This is a genomic window from Streptomyces sp. XY006, assembly GCF_002237655.1.
Classification (GTDB): domain Bacteria; phylum Actinomycetota; class Actinomycetes; order Streptomycetales; family Streptomycetaceae; genus Streptomyces; species Streptomyces levis.
The window spans coordinates 149116-165974 of the sequence record NZ_NOKT01000012.1 but is presented as its reverse complement, the minus strand read 5'-3'; the positions used below and the strand labels follow the sequence as shown (position 1 = coordinate 165974).

20 protein-coding genes are annotated in these 16859 nt (G+C 72.9%); 5 read left to right on the top strand and 15 right to left on the bottom strand.

Annotation, left to right across the window (positions count from 1 at the left end; all coding sequences use genetic code 11):
• Positions 1–50: 50 nt before the first annotated feature.
• The 3 genes from CHR28_RS16125 to CHR28_RS16115 form a co-directional block, all read right to left on the bottom strand.
• Entirely contained in the window at positions 51–476 is a 426-nt protein-coding gene (locus CHR28_RS16125) for a GNAT family N-acetyltransferase (protein ID WP_094054329.1), read from the bottom strand.
• A gap of 121 nt (positions 477–597) precedes the next feature.
• Complete coding sequence (locus CHR28_RS16120; RefSeq protein ID WP_094054328.1) at positions 598–3165, bottom strand: ABC transporter permease; 2568 nt, start codon at positions 3163–3165, stop codon at positions 598–600.
• Between the two features lie 4 nt (positions 3166–3169).
• Positions 3170–3985, bottom strand: coding sequence for an ABC transporter ATP-binding protein (locus CHR28_RS16115; RefSeq protein ID WP_094054327.1), 816 nt, complete (start codon positions 3983–3985; stop codon positions 3170–3172).
• A gap of 135 nt (positions 3986–4120) precedes the next feature.
• On the opposite strand from CHR28_RS16115, the gene CHR28_RS16110 reads away from it, so the two are divergent.
• Both CHR28_RS16110 and CHR28_RS16105 read left to right on the top strand, forming a co-directional pair.
• On the top strand, positions 4121–4360 hold the full coding sequence (locus CHR28_RS16110) for a toxin-antitoxin system HicB family antitoxin (protein WP_094054326.1): 240 nt from the start codon (positions 4121–4123) through the stop codon (positions 4358–4360).
• Positions 4361–4364: 4 nt separating this feature from the next.
• A complete protein-coding gene (locus tag CHR28_RS16105; protein WP_094054325.1) occupies positions 4365–4739 on the top strand; it encodes a fic family toxin-antitoxin system, toxin component in 375 nt (124 codons plus the stop codon).
• 9 nt (positions 4740–4748) lie between these two features.
• On the opposite strand, the gene CHR28_RS16100 is transcribed toward CHR28_RS16105, so the two are convergent.
• The 6 genes from CHR28_RS16100 to bioB all read right to left on the bottom strand — a co-directional run bounded on the left by CHR28_RS16100 (position 4749) and on the right by bioB (position 10572).
• Positions 4749–5426, bottom strand: a complete 678-nt coding sequence (locus tag CHR28_RS16100; RefSeq protein WP_094054324.1) for a class I SAM-dependent methyltransferase — start codon at positions 5424–5426, stop codon at positions 4749–4751.
• Between the two features lie 70 nt (positions 5427–5496).
• The gene (locus tag CHR28_RS16095; RefSeq protein ID WP_256984269.1) at positions 5497–6345 is read right to left on the bottom strand and encodes an endonuclease/exonuclease/phosphatase family protein; all 849 of its coding nucleotides are present in this window, start codon (positions 6343–6345) and stop codon (positions 5497–5499) included.
• An 80-nt stretch (positions 6346–6425) separates the two neighbouring features.
• A complete protein-coding gene (gene bla, locus CHR28_RS16090) occupies positions 6426–7325 on the bottom strand; it encodes a class A beta-lactamase (RefSeq protein ID WP_094054323.1) in 900 nt (299 codons plus the stop codon).
• Positions 7326–7408: 83 nt separating this feature from the next.
• Entirely contained in the window at positions 7409–8134 is a 726-nt protein-coding gene (gene bioD / locus CHR28_RS16085; RefSeq protein WP_094054322.1) for a dethiobiotin synthase, read from the bottom strand.
• A gap of 1 nt (position 8135) precedes the next feature.
• Entirely contained in the window at positions 8136–9416 is a 1281-nt protein-coding gene (locus CHR28_RS16080) for an adenosylmethionine--8-amino-7-oxononanoate transaminase (protein WP_094054321.1), read from the bottom strand.
• Positions 9409–10572, bottom strand: coding sequence for a biotin synthase BioB (gene bioB, locus CHR28_RS16075; protein ID WP_094054320.1), 1164 nt, complete (start codon positions 10570–10572; stop codon positions 9409–9411). The genes CHR28_RS16080 and bioB overlap by 8 nt, the downstream gene beginning before the upstream one ends.
• A gap of 150 nt (positions 10573–10722) precedes the next feature.
• On the opposite strand from bioB, the gene CHR28_RS16070 reads away from it, so the two are divergent.
• Complete coding sequence (locus tag CHR28_RS16070) at positions 10723–11850, top strand: 8-amino-7-oxononanoate synthase (protein WP_094054319.1); 1128 nt, start codon at positions 10723–10725, stop codon at positions 11848–11850.
• A gap of 51 nt (positions 11851–11901) precedes the next feature.
• Here CHR28_RS16070 and CHR28_RS16065 read toward each other — a convergent pair whose 3' ends face one another.
• Both CHR28_RS16065 and CHR28_RS16060 read right to left on the bottom strand, forming a co-directional pair.
• Entirely contained in the window at positions 11902–12132 is a 231-nt protein-coding gene (locus tag CHR28_RS16065; protein WP_094054318.1) for a DUF397 domain-containing protein, read from the bottom strand.
• Between the two features lie 9 nt (positions 12133–12141).
• Positions 12142–13002, bottom strand: a complete 861-nt coding sequence (locus CHR28_RS16060) for a helix-turn-helix domain-containing protein (RefSeq protein WP_094054317.1) — start codon at positions 13000–13002, stop codon at positions 12142–12144.
• Positions 13003–13216: 214 nt separating this feature from the next.
• On the opposite strand from CHR28_RS16060, the gene CHR28_RS16055 reads away from it, so the two are divergent.
• Positions 13217–13675 carry an ATP-binding protein gene (locus CHR28_RS16055; protein WP_094054316.1) on the top strand — a complete coding sequence of 153 codons (459 nt, stop codon included), beginning with the start codon at positions 13217–13219 and terminating at the stop codon, positions 13673–13675.
• Positions 13676–13681: 6 nt separating this feature from the next.
• Here the strand turns inward: CHR28_RS16055 and CHR28_RS16050 are convergent, their stop codons facing one another.
• The 4 genes from CHR28_RS16050 to CHR28_RS16035 form a co-directional block, all read right to left on the bottom strand.
• Positions 13682–14314 (bottom strand): DUF6328 family protein, encoded by a 633-nt coding sequence (locus tag CHR28_RS16050; protein WP_094054315.1) that lies wholly within the window; start codon positions 14312–14314, stop codon positions 13682–13684.
• A gap of 80 nt (positions 14315–14394) precedes the next feature.
• Positions 14395–14868, bottom strand: coding sequence for a C40 family peptidase (locus CHR28_RS16045; RefSeq protein WP_094054314.1), 474 nt, complete (start codon positions 14866–14868; stop codon positions 14395–14397).
• 552 nt (positions 14869–15420) lie between these two features.
• Entirely contained in the window at positions 15421–15729 is a 309-nt protein-coding gene (locus CHR28_RS16040; RefSeq protein ID WP_094054313.1) for a hypothetical protein, read from the bottom strand.
• Between the two features lie 7 nt (positions 15730–15736).
• A complete protein-coding gene (locus CHR28_RS16035) occupies positions 15737–16372 on the bottom strand; it encodes an ATP-dependent Clp protease proteolytic subunit (protein ID WP_094054312.1) in 636 nt (211 codons plus the stop codon).
• Positions 16373–16462: 90 nt separating this feature from the next.
• Here CHR28_RS16035 and CHR28_RS16030 point away from each other — a divergent pair, with 90 nt between their 5' ends.
• Positions 16463–16747, top strand: a complete 285-nt coding sequence (locus CHR28_RS16030; protein WP_094054311.1) for a type II toxin-antitoxin system Phd/YefM family antitoxin — start codon at positions 16463–16465, stop codon at positions 16745–16747.
• Positions 16748–16859: the final 112 nt, after the last annotated feature.

The window sequence follows — 16859 nt, the reverse complement described above, 5'->3', positions numbered from 1 at the left end:
TTTCATAAAGAACCGAGTGGCCATCCAAGAGTAAAGGATGGGCAAAGTCATCAGTCGGTCAGTGGTTTCACCCAGCGGCGCCACTGCTCCTCGGCCGCGTACCCGGCGGCGCCCCACGCGGCGTGCGCGGTCGCGTTGCGGGTGAGGACCATCGCGTCGGCCCGCCGCCCGCCGAGCCGTACGAACCGCTCCTCGGCGGCGGCGAGCAGCGCGGAGGCGATTCCCCGGCGGCGGTGGTCGGGGTGCACGGCCAGCCGGTACAGATGGCAGCGCCAGCCGTCGAACCCGGCGATGACCGTGCCGGCCAGCTCGCCGTCCCGCTCGGCCAGGACGAGCGCCTCGGGATCGCGCGCCACCAGCCGCTCCACACCGCCCCGGTCGTCACTGATGCTCGTGCCCTCGGCGGCCACCTTCCAGAAGGCCAGCACGGCGTCGAGGTCGTCCGGCGTCGCCGCCCGGATGCGCAGTTCGCTCATGCGGTGATCACACCACGCACCGTCCGGGCGGACAGGCCGTTTCAGGATGCGGACATCGACCGCCTGACCCGGCCGAGACCGCCTCGCACGCCCGCGACCGGCGCACCCGCCCGTGACCGCCTCACTCGTGCGCGATGGCCGCCAGTACGTTCATGCGCGAGGCGCGCAGCGCCGGCAGCAGCGCCGCCACGACCCCGACCACCGCCGAACCCACCACCACCGCGACGATCGTGAACCACGGGATCGCCAGGGCCGTCATCCCCTGCAGCGCCAGCACCTGCTGCATGCTCACGCCCCACACCAGCCCCAGCACGAGCCCCAGGACCGCGCCGAACACCGCGATCACCACCGACTCCAGCCGGATCATCCGCCGCAGCTGACGCCGGGCCAGTCCGATGGCCCGCAGCAGCCCGATCTCCCGGGTGCGCTCGACGACCGAGAGGGCCAGCGTGTTGACCACGCCGAGCACCGCGATGATGATCGCCAGCCCGAGCAGCGCGTACACCAGGTACAGCAGCACCGAGATCTGGTCGCGGACCAGCTGCTTGTAGTCGGCCAGGTCCCGCACCTGCACCTGGGGGTACGGCTCCAGGGTCTCCTCCAGGGCGGCGCGCAGGGAGGCGTCGCTCGTGCCCGGGGCGGCGTTGACGTACAGCGCGGAGTCCTGCCCGCCCGGCGCGTACCGCTCCAGGGTGGCCAGCCCGAAGTAGAGCCCGCCCTGGGTCCCGAAGCCCTCGGCGGAGTCCTGGTCGGTGAGCGCGCCGACCCTCAGCGTGGCGCTGCGTCCGCCCTGGAACCACACCGGCAGCGTGCTGCCCACCCGCACGCCGTGGTCGCGGGCGAAGTCCCGGTCCATGGCCAGCCGGCCCGGCGCGAGCGCGGCCGCGGTGTCCCCTCGCGTGTAGGTGATATTGGCGACCTCGTCGAGCCGCGGATCGTAGGCGGCGGCGGTGGTCTCCACGCGGTCGCCGTCCGGCAGCCGCACCGCCACCGGCGTGAACCGCCCGCGCACCACCAGGCCCACCCCGCCCGTCTCGCGCACCGCGTCGGTGACCTCCCGCGGGAACGGCAGGAAGTTGGTGTTCTGGACGACGAAGTCGGCCCCCAGCGTCCGGTCGATCTGCTGGTCGAAGGACCTGGTCATCGACTCGCTCGCCACCGACATCCCGCCGACCAGCGCGATGCCCACCATCAGCGCGGCCGCCGTCGCCCCCGTACGGCGCGGGTTGCGCAGCGCGTTGCGCTGGCTCATCCGGCCGATCGACCCGAACAGCGCGGGGAAGGCGGCGCCGAGGACCCGGATCACCGGACGCACCAGCAGCGGCCCGGCGATCACGGCCGCGATCAGGGTCAGCACCACCCCGAGCCCGAGCAGGGACGCCGCCGACGCCGTCCGCCCGGAGGCGGCGCATCCCGCGAGCGCCGCCGCTCCGGCCGCCCCGACGACCGCGCCCGCCACCGCGCGCACCCTCAGCGGACGGCCCACTCCGGCGACCTCGGCGTCCGAGAGCGCGGCCATCGGCGAGACACCCGCCGCCCGCCGCGCCGGGAGGTACGCGGCGACGAAGGTGACCCCGAGACCGACGACGTACGCCGCCACCGGTGTCACCCAGCCGATGACCATCTCGCCGGCGTCGATGTGGGTGCCGAGCAGGCCCATCAGGGCGATGAGCCCGGCCGCGAGCCCGATGCCGGCGGCCAGCCCCAGCGTGGAGCCGACCAGGCCGAGCAGGAACGCCTCGGTGAGGACGGAGCGGCGCACCTGGCGCCGGTCCGCCCCGAGCGCCCGCAGCAGGCCCAGCTCACGGGTGCGCTGGGCGATGAGCATGGAGAAGGTGTTGACGATCAGGAACACGCCGACGAGCACGGCGACCCCGGCGAAGCCGAGCATCACGTACTTGATGACGTCGAGGAACCCGCCGAGCTGTTCGACGTCCGACTCGGCCTGTTCACCGGCCGTCCGGAAGTCGTAGGCGTGCGGGCCGAGCGCGGCGGCCACGCGCTGCTTGAGCCGCTGGTCGCCGACGCCGTCCGCCGCGTCGACCGCCAGGGAGGTGGCGGCGTCCGGGGCGCCGAGCAGTTTCGTCCGGGCGGTGGGGGTGTCGAAGTAGATCCGGGCGGCGCCCGGGTTGGTGGTGGTGAAGGTGACGAGACCGACGACCCGGACGCGGAACGACCCAGGGGGAGCGATCACGGTGAGCGTGTCGCCGACGGCCACGTCCTCGCGGCCGGCGGTCTCCGAGTCGAGCAGGGCCTCGCCGGGTCCGCGCGGGGCGCGGCCCGAGGTCAGCTCCACCGGGCTGCGCGGGCCCGGCTGCCAGGCGTTGCCGAGCGTGGGCGCCCCGGTGGTCGGGCTCACCGACTCGTTGTCCTCGTCGGTGACGGTGAGGCCCTCCACCTTGACCTCGGCGCGGACGCCCGCGACACCGTCGACCCGGCGCACCCGGTCGGCGAGCGCCGCCGGCAGGGTCGCCGTCCGGCCCGAGGGCACCGCCTCGTCGAGATCCTCCTTCGGGCTGACCGTGACGTCCGCCGCGGTCGAGGCGAACAGCCGGTCGAAGGTGCGGCCGACCGTGTCGGAGAAGATCAGGCTTCCCGTGACGAACGCGACCGACAGCAGGACGGCCAGCGCCGAGAGCAGCAGCCGCCCCTTGTGGGCCAGGAAGCTCCTCAGGGTCGCCTTGAGCACCGGATCAGTTCTCCTCGGCCGGCGCCGGGGCGCCCTCGGACCGCGTGCGGATCACGTCGAAACGCTTCATACGTTCCAGTACGGCCTCCGCGGTCGGCCGTCGCATCTCGTCGACGATCCGGCCGTCCCCGAGGAACAGCACCAGATCCGAGTGGGCGGCGGCCCCCGGGTCGTGGGTGACCATGACGACGGTCTGCCCCAGCCGGTCCACCGCCTCGCGCAGGAAGCCGAGCACCTCCAGGCCCGCGCGCGAGTCCAGGTTGCCCGTCGGCTCGTCCGCGAAGATCAGCTCGGGCCGGGAGGCCAGCGCCCGCGCACAGGCCACGCGCTGCTGCTGGCCGCCGGACAGCTGCGACGGCCGGTGCCGCAGCCGGTCGCGCAGGCCCAGCGTGTCGATCACCCGGTCCAGCCACTGCGCGTCGGGCTTCCGGCCGGCGATGTCCATCGGGAGGGTGATGTTCTCCAGCGCGTTCAGGGTGGGGATCAGGTTGAACGACTGGAACATGAAACCGATCCGGTCCCGGCGCAGCCGCGTCAGCTCGCGCTCCTTCAGGCCCGTGATCTCGATGTCGCCGAGCCACACCTGACCGGCCGAGACCGTGTCGAGCCCGGCCAGGCAGTGCATGAGCGTGGACTTGCCGGAGCCCGACGGCCCCATCACCGCGGTGAACCGGCCGCGGACCACGTCCACGTCCACCGCGTCCAGGGCGAGCACGGCCGTCTCGCCGGACCCGTAGGCCTTGGTCAGACCGCGGGCCCGGGCCGCGATCCCGTCGGCCGGCGCGAGGCCGGGGGTGTGCTCCGCAGCAGGTGTCGACAAGGCCGCCTCCTTGAGGGTCGCGTCAGGACGTCCTGGCTCTGCCCGAGCGTAATGTGACCCGGCCCACACCCGGCATCCTCCGTGGGTCGGACCGCGGCCTTGCCGGTGCTAGCACCCGCGCGCTAGCTTCGAGGTATGGCGAAGACCCAGCTGAACGTGCGCGTCGACGAGGGCACCGCCCGCGCCGCCCGTGAGCGCGCCCTGGCCCGGGGGATGAGCGTCAACCGCTACATCGAGGAACTGGTCCGGCAGGACACCGGCGAGGTGGGCCACACGTTCGTGGAGGCCGCCGCCGACTTCATGAAGCAGTACGAGTCGGTCTTCGCCGAGGAGTTCGGCCCGGACGGCGACGGCCCGCGCGAAGGTCGCCCCTGAAGCGTTGAACAACCTGGAGATCGACCTCGCCTGGCTGCTGATGCTCGCCGAGCAGAAGACCCCCGGAGACCCCCAGGTCACCGACTGGGGAGCCCTCGTCGCCGCCGTCGCCCGCCATCAGGCCCGGATATTCGACGTCCCCGTCTACGACAGCCCGCACGCCCGCGCCGCCGCGCTGCTGCAACTGCTGATCCACGTCCCCGCGCTGGAGCGCTCCAACGCCCTGTTCGCCTCGGCCGTCGCCTACGCCTACCTCGTCGCCAGCGGCGCCAAGGTCGTCACCTCACCCGAACAGGTCCGCGACCTGGCCCGGCTGGTCAAAAGCGGCGAGGCGTCCGTCCACGACATCGAGCGGGAACTGCTCCAGTGGAGCCTGTGACGGGCAGGCCTAGGCGCTGACCCCCGGCCGCCACGCCGTGCCCAGGACGCAGTACGACGTGGGCAGTACCGGCCCCTGTTCCGGCATCAGCAGCCGCCGGTAGGGGCCGAGTTCGAAACCGGCCTCGCGCAACGCCCGCACCGGCTCGCGGGACAGATGGCAGCCCCCGCTCAGCAGCGGCCACACCGTCCGGTCCAGCGCGTGCTGCGTGGCGCCCATCGCCCGTCCGCCGCCCCGGCCGTGCTCGAAGAACCGCACCTCACCGCCCGGCCGCAGCACCCGCTTCAGCTCCGCGAGCGCCCGGGGCACGTCCCGCACGCTGCACAGCACCAGCGACACCACCGCCGCGTCGAAGCCCTCGCTCTTGACGGGCAGCGCCTCGGCCGCGCCCGGCACCACGTCCACCGGCACCTCGGCGCGCAGCGCTGCCTCCACGGCCAGCTGCCGCAGCCGCCGCTCCGGCTCGATGGCCACGACCTCCGAGACGGTGCCCGGGTAGTGCGCGAAGTTCAGGCCGTTGCCCGCGCCGATCTCGATCACCCGGCCCGACAGCCCGCCGAGCAGTCTCTCGCGCACCCGGCCCATGCCCATCCGCGTCTCCGCGGTGACGCTGACACGGGCGTAGCAGCGGGCGAACAGCGGATGGCGTACGGCGTCCCGCGGCAGCGTGCCGGAGCGGAGCGGCATGGGGACCTCCCTGGACAAGGCCGGCCTCACCCGCATTGTCCCCCGGACGGGCCCGGCCCACCCCTGCCGGCTACGGCAGACGGACGCGGCCCAGCACCGGCAGGTGGTCACTGCCCGTCGCCTCCAGCGCCGCCACCCGCGTCACCTCGACGCCCCGCCCCAGCACCTGGTCGATCCGCGCCACCGGCAGGGCGGCAGGCCAGCTGAACGCGAACCCCGCCTCCGGGGCGTCCAGTTGCCCGGTGAGCGGCCCGAGCCCGCGGTCCCACACCGTGCCGTTGAGATCGCCCACGACCAGCAGCCGCCCGGCCGGGTCGTCCGCGATCCGGGCCCCGAGCAGGGCCGCGCTCTCGTCCCGGGCCGCCGACGCCAGCCCCGTCGGCCCGAGGCGGACGGACGGCAGGTGGACCACGTACACCGCGATCGGCCCGCCCGGCGCGGACACGGTGGCCCGCAGACCGCGCCGCCAGCTCGCCGGGAACCCCTCGGGCCGGATGTCCACGGGCCGCACGTCCGACAGCGGCCAGGCCGACCAGAGCCCCACCGTGCCGTGAACGGCCCGGTGCGGGTGGGAGGCCCCGAGGACGTCCTGGTACCGGGGCCGTGCCGCCGCCGTCAGCTCCTGGACGGCCACCAGCCCGGCGCCTGAGGCCAGCAGGGCGCGGGCCGTGCCGGCGGGGTCGGCGTTGTCGTCGGCGACGTTGTGCTGGACGACGGTCAGCTCGTGCGGCCCCGGGGACGAGGCGAACCACAGACCCCCGAACATCCAGCACCAGACCAGCGCGGGCACCGCACAGGCGAGCAGCCCCGCCTTCGACCGCGCCCACAGGGCCGACGCGACGAGCACCGGCACGGCCGCGCCCGTCCAGGGCAGAAACGTCTCCAGGAGGCTCCCCAGCCGCCCCGCCCCGTTGGGCACGGCGGAGTGCAGGGCCGGCAGACCGGCGACGCCGACCGCGCCGGCGACGAGCCAGGCGTCCCACGACGTCCCGCCCCGGGCTAGGCGAGTTCCGCGGCCAGCAGCGCGGCCGTCTTCGCCACCAGCGGATTGTCGGCCGGGGCGTCCTCCTCCGGCTGGGTCGTCAGCACGGACATCACGATCGGCGGACCGTCCGGGGGCCAGGTGATGCCCACGTCGTGATTGCCGCCGTAGCGCCCGCCGCCGGTCTTGTCGGCGATCAGCCAGTCGGCGGGCAGGGCCTTGCGGAACTTCTCGGTACTGGTGGTGTTGCGCAGCAGCCAGTCCGTGAGCCGGGCCCGGTCCCGCGGCGCCAGCGCGTCGCCCAGCACGAGCCGGGCGTAGGTCAGGCCGATGGCGCGCGGGGTGGTCGTGTCCGTCAGGCGCCACGGTTCCGCGCTGTTGAGCTCGGGCTCCCAGCGGTCCAGCCGGGTGACCCCGTCACCGACCGAGCGGGCGAACCGGGTGATCGCGGTCGGTCCGCCCAGCTCCTTCAGCAGCAGGTTGCCGGCGGTGTTGTCGCTGAAGCGGATGGTGGCGTCGCACAGTTCACCGACGGTCATGCCGGTCGCGACGTGCTGCTCGGTGACCGGGGAGTATCCGGACTTCGTCACATAGGCCCGGGTGTAGTGGATGCGCCGGGCCAGGAACTCGCCGTCGCGGTCGAGGTCGCGCAGCACGGCCGCCGCCGCGAGCGTCTTGAACACGGAGGCCATCGGGAAGCGTTCGTCGGACCGGTACGCCACCGTCCGGCCCGTGCGCAGATTACGGGCGTAGACGCCCAGCCGTGCGGTGTGCTCCCGCTCCAGCCGCCGCAGCCGGGCGGTGACGGAGCCGCTGCCCGGTGACGCGTGGGCCGTGCCGCCGCCCAGTGCGAGAGCGGCGGCCGTACCCAGCACGAGTGCCGCACGGCGGGAGGGACGTGGCTGTTCGGTGTGCACGGGCTTCCCTTCGACGGTGATCGCGTACGAAGGTCAACACGCGGGAAACGACCGCGCCGGTTTCACTCCGTGCCCCGCGGGCATCACGGCGCCCCGGGCGCCTCCCGCGTCCGGAACGCCTCCACGTCCCACGAACCGTCCAGCCGGGGCGCCAGCCACTGCGGGGCCGCGGCGCGGAAACGCGCGGGGGACAGGGCCGCCGACCCGGCGGGCACGGACCCCAGCAGCGGCGCCCGGGTCACGTCCGGCAGGTCGGCGAGATTGCAGCGGGCGGCGAGGTCCGGTTCGGCGGGCCAGCTGCCGATCACCAGCCCGGCGAGGTCCAGCCCCCGGGAGCGCAGTTCCCGCGCGGTCAGCTCTGTCGTGTTCAGGGTGCCCAGGCCCGCCGCGGTCACGACCAGCACGGGCGCGGACAGCAGCCCGGCCGCGTCCGCCAGGGTGCCGCCGGCCGCGTCGAACCGCACGAGCAGTCCGCCCGCTCCCTCCACCAGCACCAGGTCGTGCTCGGTGGCCAGCTTGGCGGCGGCCTCCGCGACCTCGTGCGGATGCACCGGGGCCCGGCCGGCCCGGCGCGCGGCCGTGGCCGGGGCCAACGGTTCCGGATAGCGGGCCAGTTCGGCCGTCGTCACCGGGCCCGCCAGGCGCGCGACCTCCGCCGCGTCCCCCGGTTCGCCCGGGAGCACGCCCGTCTGCGCGGCCTTCAGCACGGCCACCGACCGGCCGGCCGCCAGCGCCGTCGCGGCGACGGCCGCGGTCACGACCGTCTTGCCGACCTCCGTGCCCGTGCCCGTGATCACCAGTACCGGCATGTCATCCCTCCCGCGCCGCCGCGCACACCGCCCGGGCGATCCGCGCCAGATCCGCGTCGCCCGTCACGTACGGCGGCATGGTGTAGATCAGATCGCGGAACGGCCGCAGCCAGACGCCCTCGCGCACGGCCGCCTCCGTCGCCGCCCTCATGTCCACGGGGTGGTCCAGCTGCACCACCCCGATGGCGCCGAGGACCCGTACGTCCTTCACGCCCGGCAGGTCCGAGGCCGCCGCGAGTCCCTCGCGCAGGCCCGCCTCGATCCGCTTGACCTCGGCGAGCCAGTCCTGCCCCAGCAGCAGCTCGATCGAGGCACAGGCCACCGACGCCGCCAGCGGGTTGCCCATGAAGGTCGGGCCGTGCGCGAGCACCGGCACCTCGCCCCGCGAGATGCCGTCGGCCACCCGCGCGGTGCACAGCGTCGCCGCCATCGTCAGATAGCCGCCGGTCAGCGCCTTGCCCACGCACATCACGTCCGGTGTCACCGCCGCGTGCTCCGCCGCGAACAGCGCGCCCGTGCGGCCGAAGCCGGTCGCGATCTCGTCGAACACCAGCAGCACGCCGTGCGCGTCGCACGCCTCGCGCAGCACCCGCAGATAGGCGGGGGAGTGGAAGCGCATCCCGCCCGCGCCCTGCACCACCGGTTCGACGATCACCGCGGCCAGCTCGTCGGCGTGCCGCCCGATCAGCGACCGCAGGTGTTCGGCGTAGGCCTCGTCGAACTCCGCCGGGGGCGGGTCCGCGAACACCTGGCGCTGGAGCACCCCGGTCCACAGCTCGTGCATCCCGCCCTCGGGGTCGCACACCGACATCGGCTGCCAGGTGTCGCCGTGGTAGCCGCCGCGCCAGGTCAGCAGGCGCTGCTTGCCGGGGCGGCCCAGCGAACGCCAGTACTGCAGACACATCTTGACCGCCACCTCGACCGACACCGAGCCGGAGTCGGCGAGGAAGACGTGCTCCAGCCCCTCGGGCGACATGTCGACAAGGAGCTTCGCCAGGCGTACGGCGGGCTCATGGGTGAGCCCGCCGAACATCACATGGCTCATCCGCCCGAGCTGCTCGCGCGCGGCCTCGTTCAGCACCGGGTGGTTGTAGCCGTGGATCGCCGACCACCAGGACGACATGCCGTCGACCAGCTCGCCCGAGCCGTCCGCGAGCCGCAGCCGCACCCCGCTCGCCGACTCCACGACGAGCGGTTCCTGCCGTCCGGGCATCGGGCCGTACGGGTGCCACACGTGCCGCCGGTCGAGTTCCAGCAGCTCGGCGACCGACCGCTCAGGCATTGGGCGCGAGGTCCGTCCCGGCGCCCCGGCGGCGCACGGCGACCAGGTCGGTCCGGACCTCGGCGGGCTGCGCGGCCGGCGCGGAGCCGCACACGCCGCCCCCCTCGGCACCCTCGGAGCCGCAGCCACCGCCGCTTCCGCAGCCGCCCGCGGCCCGGTGCTCGGGCAGCGTCACCTGGCCGGTGCCCTCCACCTCGAACCCGGCGTCCGCGATCATCTCCAGGTCGGCCTTGCCCGCCTGGCCCTCGCTGGTGAGGTAGTCGCCCAGGAAGATGGAGTTGGCCAGGTGCAGCGCGAGCGGCTGCAGGGTGCGCAGATGGACCTCGCGCCCGCCCGCGATCCGCACCTCGACGTCCGGGCAGACGAACCGGGTCATCGCCAGGATCCTCAGGCACCGCTGCGGGGTGAGGTTCCACTCCTTGGCGAGCGGGGTGCCCTCGAACGGGATCAGGAAGTTGACCGGAACCGAGTCCGGGTCCAGCTCGCGCAGCGCGAACACGACGTCGACCAGGTCCTCGTCCGTCTCGCCCATGCCGGCGATCAGCCCGGAGCAGGCGGACAGACCGGCCGCGTGCGCCTTGTTCACCGTGTCGACCCGGTCGGCGTAGGTGTGCGTGGTGGTGATCTCGCCGTACGTCGCCTCGGACGTGTTCAGGTTGTGGTTGTAGGCGTCGGCGCCGGCCTCGCGCAGCCGCTCGGCCTGTCCGTCGGAGAGCAGGCCGAGACAGGCGCACACCTCGACGCCCTCGTTGTTCTCCTTGATCGCCTTGATCGTCTCGGAGACCCGGTCCACGTCACGGTCGGTGGGACCGCGCCCGCTGGCCACCAGGCACACCCGCTTGGCGCCCCCGGCCACCCCGGCCGCGGCGGCGTCGGAGGCCTGGTCCGGCTTGAGCCAGGTGTACTTCAGGATCCCGGCCTCGGAGCCCAGCCGCTGCGAACAGTACGAGCAGTCCTCGGGGCACAGGCCCGACTTCAGATTGACGAGATAGTTGAGTTTCACCCGCCGGCCGAACCAGTGCCGGCGCACCTTTCCGGCCGCGGCCACCACATCGAGCAGGTCGTCGTCGGACGTCGCGAGGACGGCCAGTGCCTCGTCCCGGGTCGGCAGCTCGCGCCGAAGCCCCTTGTCCACCAGCGTGTTCAGCAGGTCCATGAGAGCCGATCCTGTCCTAAGGAGGCGGTCCGGGCCAAGGAGACTTCGCACAACAGACCCGCTTCGAGGTGTGGGTATTGCCACACACTGACCTGCTGGTCGTCCCGCTAGTGTCTGTGCACTGCCTACAAATTCCGCGGAGGACCACCCATGGCGTTCGGCTGGATCGACGAGCAGGCGGAGCTGCGCCGCCGCGCCGGGCTCGTGCGGACGCTGCGTCCCCGTCCGGCCCGTTCCCCGCTCCTCGACCTGGCGAGCAACGACTACCTGGGGCTGGCCCACCACCCCGAGGTCACCGAGGGCGCGGCCCGCGCGGCGCGCACCTGGGGCGCGGGCGCGACCGGCTCCCGGCTCGTCACCGGCACCACCGAACTGCACACCGAGCTGGAGCGGGAACTGGCCGAATTCTGCGGCTTCGAGGCGGCCCTGGTCTTCTCCTCCGGCTACGCCGCCAACCTGGCGGCGGTCACCGCGCTGGCGCCGCACGGCTCCCTGATCGTCTCCGACGCGGGCAACCACGCCTCGCTCATCGACGGCTGCCGGCTGGCCCGGGGCACCACCGAGGTCGTGGCGCACGCCGAGCCGGAGGCCGTGCGCAAGGCGCTGGCGGATCACGAGGGCACGGCGATCGCCGTGTCCGACACGGTCTTCTCCGTCGACGGCGACGCGGCCCCGCTGGCCGCGCTCGCCCGGGCCTGCCGGGAGCACGGCGCCGGGCTGGTCGTGGACGACGCCCACGGCCTGGGCGTCCTCGGCGACGGCGGCCGCGGCGCCCCGCACGCGGCGGGACTCGCGGGCGCGGACGACGTCGTCGCCACGGTCACGCTGTCCAAGTCGCTCGGCAGCCAGGGCGGAGCGGTCCTCGGCCCCGCCCGGGTCGTCGAGCACCTGGTCAACGCGGCCCGGACGTTCATCTTCGACACGGGCCTGGCCCCCGCGGCGGCGGGAGCCGCCCTCGCGGCCCTGCGGCTGCTGCGCCGCGAGCCGGAACGGGCGGAGCGGGCCCGCGCGGTGGCGGACGAGTTGTACGCACGCCTGACCACCGCGGGTCTGGAAGCGGTGCGTCCGGACGCCGCGGTGGTCTCGGTGCGGGCGCCCTCCGCGGAGGACGCCGTGCGCTGGGCGGCCGAGTGCCGCGCGGCGGGCCTGGCCGTGGGATGTTTCCGCCCGCCGTCCGTGCCGGACGGCATCTCACGGCTCAGGCTGACCGCCCGCGCGGACCTGACCGGTCAGCAGATCGAACGCGCTGTACGGCTGATCGGCGAGACGCGGCCATGAGTCGGCGTACACGGCCGTGCGTCGCACGAGGGTGGACAGACCGGAAGACGGTCACATACGGCCGACCCCGGCCGTGAACGCGGCCCAGCTCCGCCCGGAGAAGAGCAGTGCGGGCCCGTCCGGGGCCTTGGAGTCGCGTACGGCGAGCAGTCCCGCCCAGGGCGGGGTCTGCGGACACGCGGTCTCGACGCAGTTGTTCGCGCCGGTGCTGTAGCTGCTGCGCAACCATCGCAGGCCGTGCAGTTCGCTGCTTGAGGGGACGTGACGAGGCAGTGCACGCATGGTGCCTCCTTAGGCGCCGGCGGCTGTCCCGGCGATGAAATCCAACGAGTCCTCGGGCGAAAGGGCGTGGATCTGAAGGGCGTTGAAGGCCTCCGTGTACGCCTGGAGGTCTTCTTTCCGTTCCAGGTAGAGGCTACTCGTCAAGTGGTCCAGAACAACCACATCCAGATCAGAAGTGCTCGAAAATGAGAAAATTACGAAAGGCCCGGTGACGCCGATGTGCGCTCCGGCGGCGAACGGCAGGACCTGGAGCCGCACTTGGGGCAGGCGGGCCGCCTCGACCAGCCGTTCCAGCTGCCGGGCCATGACCCCGGGCCCGCCCACCTCCCGCCGCAGCACCGCCTCGTCCAGGACGGCGCTCAGCTCCAGCGGCGGGTCCGCGCGCAGCACGTCCTGCCGGGCCAGGCGCACCTCGACCAGGGTGTCGAGCCGGTCCTCCGGCAGTCCCTCCACGGCGGCCCTGGTCACCGCCCGCGCGTACTCCGGCGTCTGCAACAGGCCCGGGACGACCGTGGTCTCCAGTGTGCGCATCGCGGTGGCCTGCGACTCCAGGCTGATGAAGTCCCGGTAGGTCGGGGGCAGGACCCCGCGGTAGGCGTGCCACCAGTGGTGCCGGCCGCCGGTGTCGTCGGATCCCGCCAACACCATGAGCAGGTCCCGCAGTTGGGTGTCGGCCACGCGGTAGGCGTCGAGCAGTAACCGCACATCGGCCGGTTTCACCCCGCTCGTGCCCGTCTCGATCCGGCTGACCTTGGACTGGTGCCAGCCCACCAGCCGGGCCGCCTCACCACTGGTGAGCCCCGCCGCGGCGCGCAGCGCGCGCAGTTCGGCGCCCAGCTTCCGGCGGCGCACCGCGGGACCGTGCTGCATGGGCTTCTCCTTACTCCTTCCGTGCCACCCAAATACGGTCTCGCGTCGCAGAGTTCACCGCTTCGAGCGACAGATATATGCATATCTTGGTGGATCGCCGTCCTTCGTGGGTGATTCGGTGGCAGTCTGGCGGACGAAGCACCAGTCCGGGACCGTACTCGAACCATCCGCTCCGTGTCGGACTGCGGTCCCGTGGGAAAGGGACGACGTCGCCATGGCAGACCATCTGGAAGCATCCGTCACTCTGCCGAGCGATCCGGCCTCGGTCTCCGCAGCGCGCGCCTATGTGGTGGGCACGCTGGCGGAGTGGGGCCTGCCGGCGGACACGGAAGTGTCCGACACCATCCGGCTCATCGTCTCCGAACTCGCCACCAACGCCGTCCAGCACACCTTCGGACAGTCGCCCACCTTCACCGTCGACGTCGCGCTCGACCGAGACGAGCGCTTGCGCATCGGGGTCACGGACAGCCACCCGCGCTTTCCCAGACGGCTCCCCGCCGCCGTGCAGCAGGACAACGGCCGCGGCCTGGTGATCATCCGGTGGCTGACCGCCGAGTGCGGCGGCAGGCTCAGGATCCGCCCCACCCGCGAGGGCGGCAAGACCATCTCGATCGAACTGCCGTGGGTGATCCCGGCGCAGCCCGTGCCGACGGCGGTCCGGCAGGAGCCGTAGCGGCCGTCACCGCTGCCGGGCCGAGGCCTCCCGGTGGGGCACCGCCCCGCTCGGCGTGGTCGGCTGGACGACGGTGCGCCGCAGCGGTGCGGGGATCCTCGTACCGTCCTGGGGCGGCGTCTCGGAGGCGCTCCGGGCGGCGGTCCCGCCCTCCTCGTCACGCAGCCCGGCCCGCCGCACCAGCCGGGGGAGCAGCCCCCACAGACCGACGCAGACCAGAAACGTTCCCGCGCAGGCGGCGATGCCACCGGCCCGGCCCATGGTCACATCGACCACCAGCAGCACCGAGCCGCTGAACGCGAACACCAGCACCACCAGACCGGCGGTGGCCAGCCGCGAGGAGACCTGCACGATGCGCGGCTTGGCGCCCTGCTGGAAGAGGGAGCGGTGCAGCGCGGCCGGCGCGGTGAACAGCGTCGCGGCCAGGACCGCCAGCAGCAGCGTGATGACGTAGGTGACGCGCTGGACCGCGTCGAGGTCCTCGAAGCGCGAGGTGAAGGCGAGCGACAGCAGGAAGGCGAAGAGGATCTGTACGCCCGTCTGGGTGACGCGGAGTTCCTGGAGCAGCTCGACGAAGTTGCGGTCGGCGCGCTGCAGCGGAGTCTCGTTGCGTGCGGTGCAGGGGCGGTGCTCGGCCATGGGGGACGGGTGCCCCCATGAGCCCGTGTCACGCTCCGGGCGTGCGGCGGCGCGTCAGGACGCCGCCGCACGCCGGAGGATCACTTCACGCGCCCGTACCAGACACTCTTGGTCCAGATCTTCTGCAACCGCACCACGTCACCGCTCTTCGGGGAGTGCCAGAGCTTGTTCTTACCCGCGTAGATACCCACGTGGTACACGCTGCTGCCCGAGTGGAAGAACACCAGGTCTCCCGCCTTGCGGTTCTTGGCGGAGATGTGGCGCGTCTTGTTGTACTGCTGGGCGGCCGTGCGCGGCAGCTTCTTGCCCGCCTTCTTGAACGCGTAGAGCGTCAGCCCCGAGCAGTCGAACCGGTGCGGTCCGGTGGCCCCGTACTTGTAGGGCGAACCCTTCTTGGAGGCCGCTATCTGGAGTGCCTTGGTCGCCGGCGTGGCCGCCGCCGCTTCGGACGAGAAGCCGGGCGCCACGATCGAGCCGCCCACGGCGGCGATGGTGAGGGCCGAAGCCGTACCGGCCCGGACCATCAGCGACGGGACACGATTGAGCGCAGTCATGCGCAACCCTTCGTCAGCCGCCTGTGAAGGATGACCTGTCGGATTCGGGCTGGCGAAGTTGCCCGGCCGCTGACGCGGCTTCACCCCAAGGGCTGCTCGGACCCGGTCATGGCGTGACCGTCCCGGCGACCCGTCGTGCTTGGGTCCTCCACTCCTGCCGATCCACTCCTGTCGACCGGTCATCCGGGCGGCGGCAGGACTCGGCGTCCGCCCGGACCGCCCCGCCGCTGTGGCGGGGGCTTGTCGTCAGACAGGGATCTTGACTCATGGTTGTCCTGAAATCCCAACGCAACCGGGGATTTGTGTTGTTACTCACCACTCACCCGTTCGGGTGGACACGTCTGTGTTCGACCGGCTGTCCACGGGTTCGCGGACGGCCGGACCAGCGATGGAACGCCCCATTCCGCCCCAGGGGTCCGCGCGTTGCGCAACTGCGAGGGGCCAAAAAAAGGATCCCTGTCTACTCCGAACAGGGGTACGTCGTTTGGGCCGTTTCGACTCAGGCCCGGACGCACCGTCGGCCGGACGGGCGCCCGGGCCGTCACCGCCGCGTCAACTCGCGGACTCCGGAGGCAGCGTGACGCGTGCCGTGCGCCGCTCGCCGTCCAGCACCCGCAGCGCCCGGGCCAGCGTGCCCGCGTGCAGTTCTGTCTCGCCCCGGTGGTGCATCACGGCCAGCGCGTCGCGCAGCGCGGTCGCCTTGCCGACCAGGGCCTGGGCGGCGCGCAGTCCGCGGTAGGTGTCGCCGTCCAGCGCCGGGTTGATCCGGCCGAGCAGGTCGACGACGTCCAGGTAACGGTCGATCAGCTCCGCCTCGGCGCGCGTCAGGGCGGGCAGCGGCGGCAGTTCGGGAGGCAGCACGGGCGGCTCACCGTCCCGTCGGCGCGGGCCGGCCGGCCGTGCGGTCGGGCATGATCCCGTCCACCAGGCCGTATTCGACCGCCTCCTGGGCGGTGAGGAACCTGTCCCGTTCCAGGTCCGCGCTCACCTGCTCCCGGGTGCGGCCGGTGTGACGGGCCAGCAGCTCCTCCGTCCGTGTGCGGACGCGCGTCAACTCGTCGGCCTGGACGGCCAGATCGCCCGCCTGCCCCCGGACCGGTTCGGGAAGCGCGGGCTGGCGGAGCACGATACGGGCGTCCGCCAGCGTGAAGCGTTTGCCGGGCGTGCCCGCCGCCAGCAGTACCGCGGCCTCCGTGCCCGCCTGGCCCAGGCAGATCGTCTCCACGTCGCAGGAGACGTACCGCATGGTGTCGTGGATCGCCGTCATCGCGTGGAAGCTGCCGCCGGGCGAGTTGACGTAGAGCGAGATGTCGCGGTCCGGGGCCTGGTGCTCCAGGTACATGATCTGGGCCGACACGTCGTTCGCCGAGGCCTCGTCCACCGGCGTGCCCAGGAGGACGATCCGCTCCTTCAGGAGCTTGGAGTACGGATCCAGCGTCCGCTGTCCCATCCCTGTGCGGTCGGTGAACTCGGGCAGCACGTGACGGGCGGACGGTCGGGTCATGGCGAACCCCTCCTCACGGGCAGGGCTGTCTCCGGTGACAGCTGTCTCCGTAAAAAATGTACAGGACGTACATGACGTTATGATGGGCTCATGGCCTACGAGATTCCGGTGACGCAAGCCAGGGCTGAGCTCGCCGACCTGATCAACCGCGTGGTGTACGCCGGTGAGCGCGTCGTCGTGACCCGTCACGGCAAGCCCCTCGTCGCTCTCGTCTCCGCCGATGACCTGCGGCGGCTCGAACAGGCCGAGGTCGCGGAACCGGCCGAGGAGCAGGTGGTCAGCGCGGTGTCCACCGTCCGCCAGGTCGCGTCCGCCCCGGGCGAACGGCAGCGGTTCGGGATCGCGGCGGAGCACCGCAGGGCCGGCCCCGCCTGACCCACCCCGGCAGACGGATGACCGTGCACCCCCGTCCGCTACAGCGGGGGTGCACGGTCGTTCTCTTGCGGGGGCTGCGTCGGCCGCCCGGGCGCTGGGGTTCCGGCGCGCG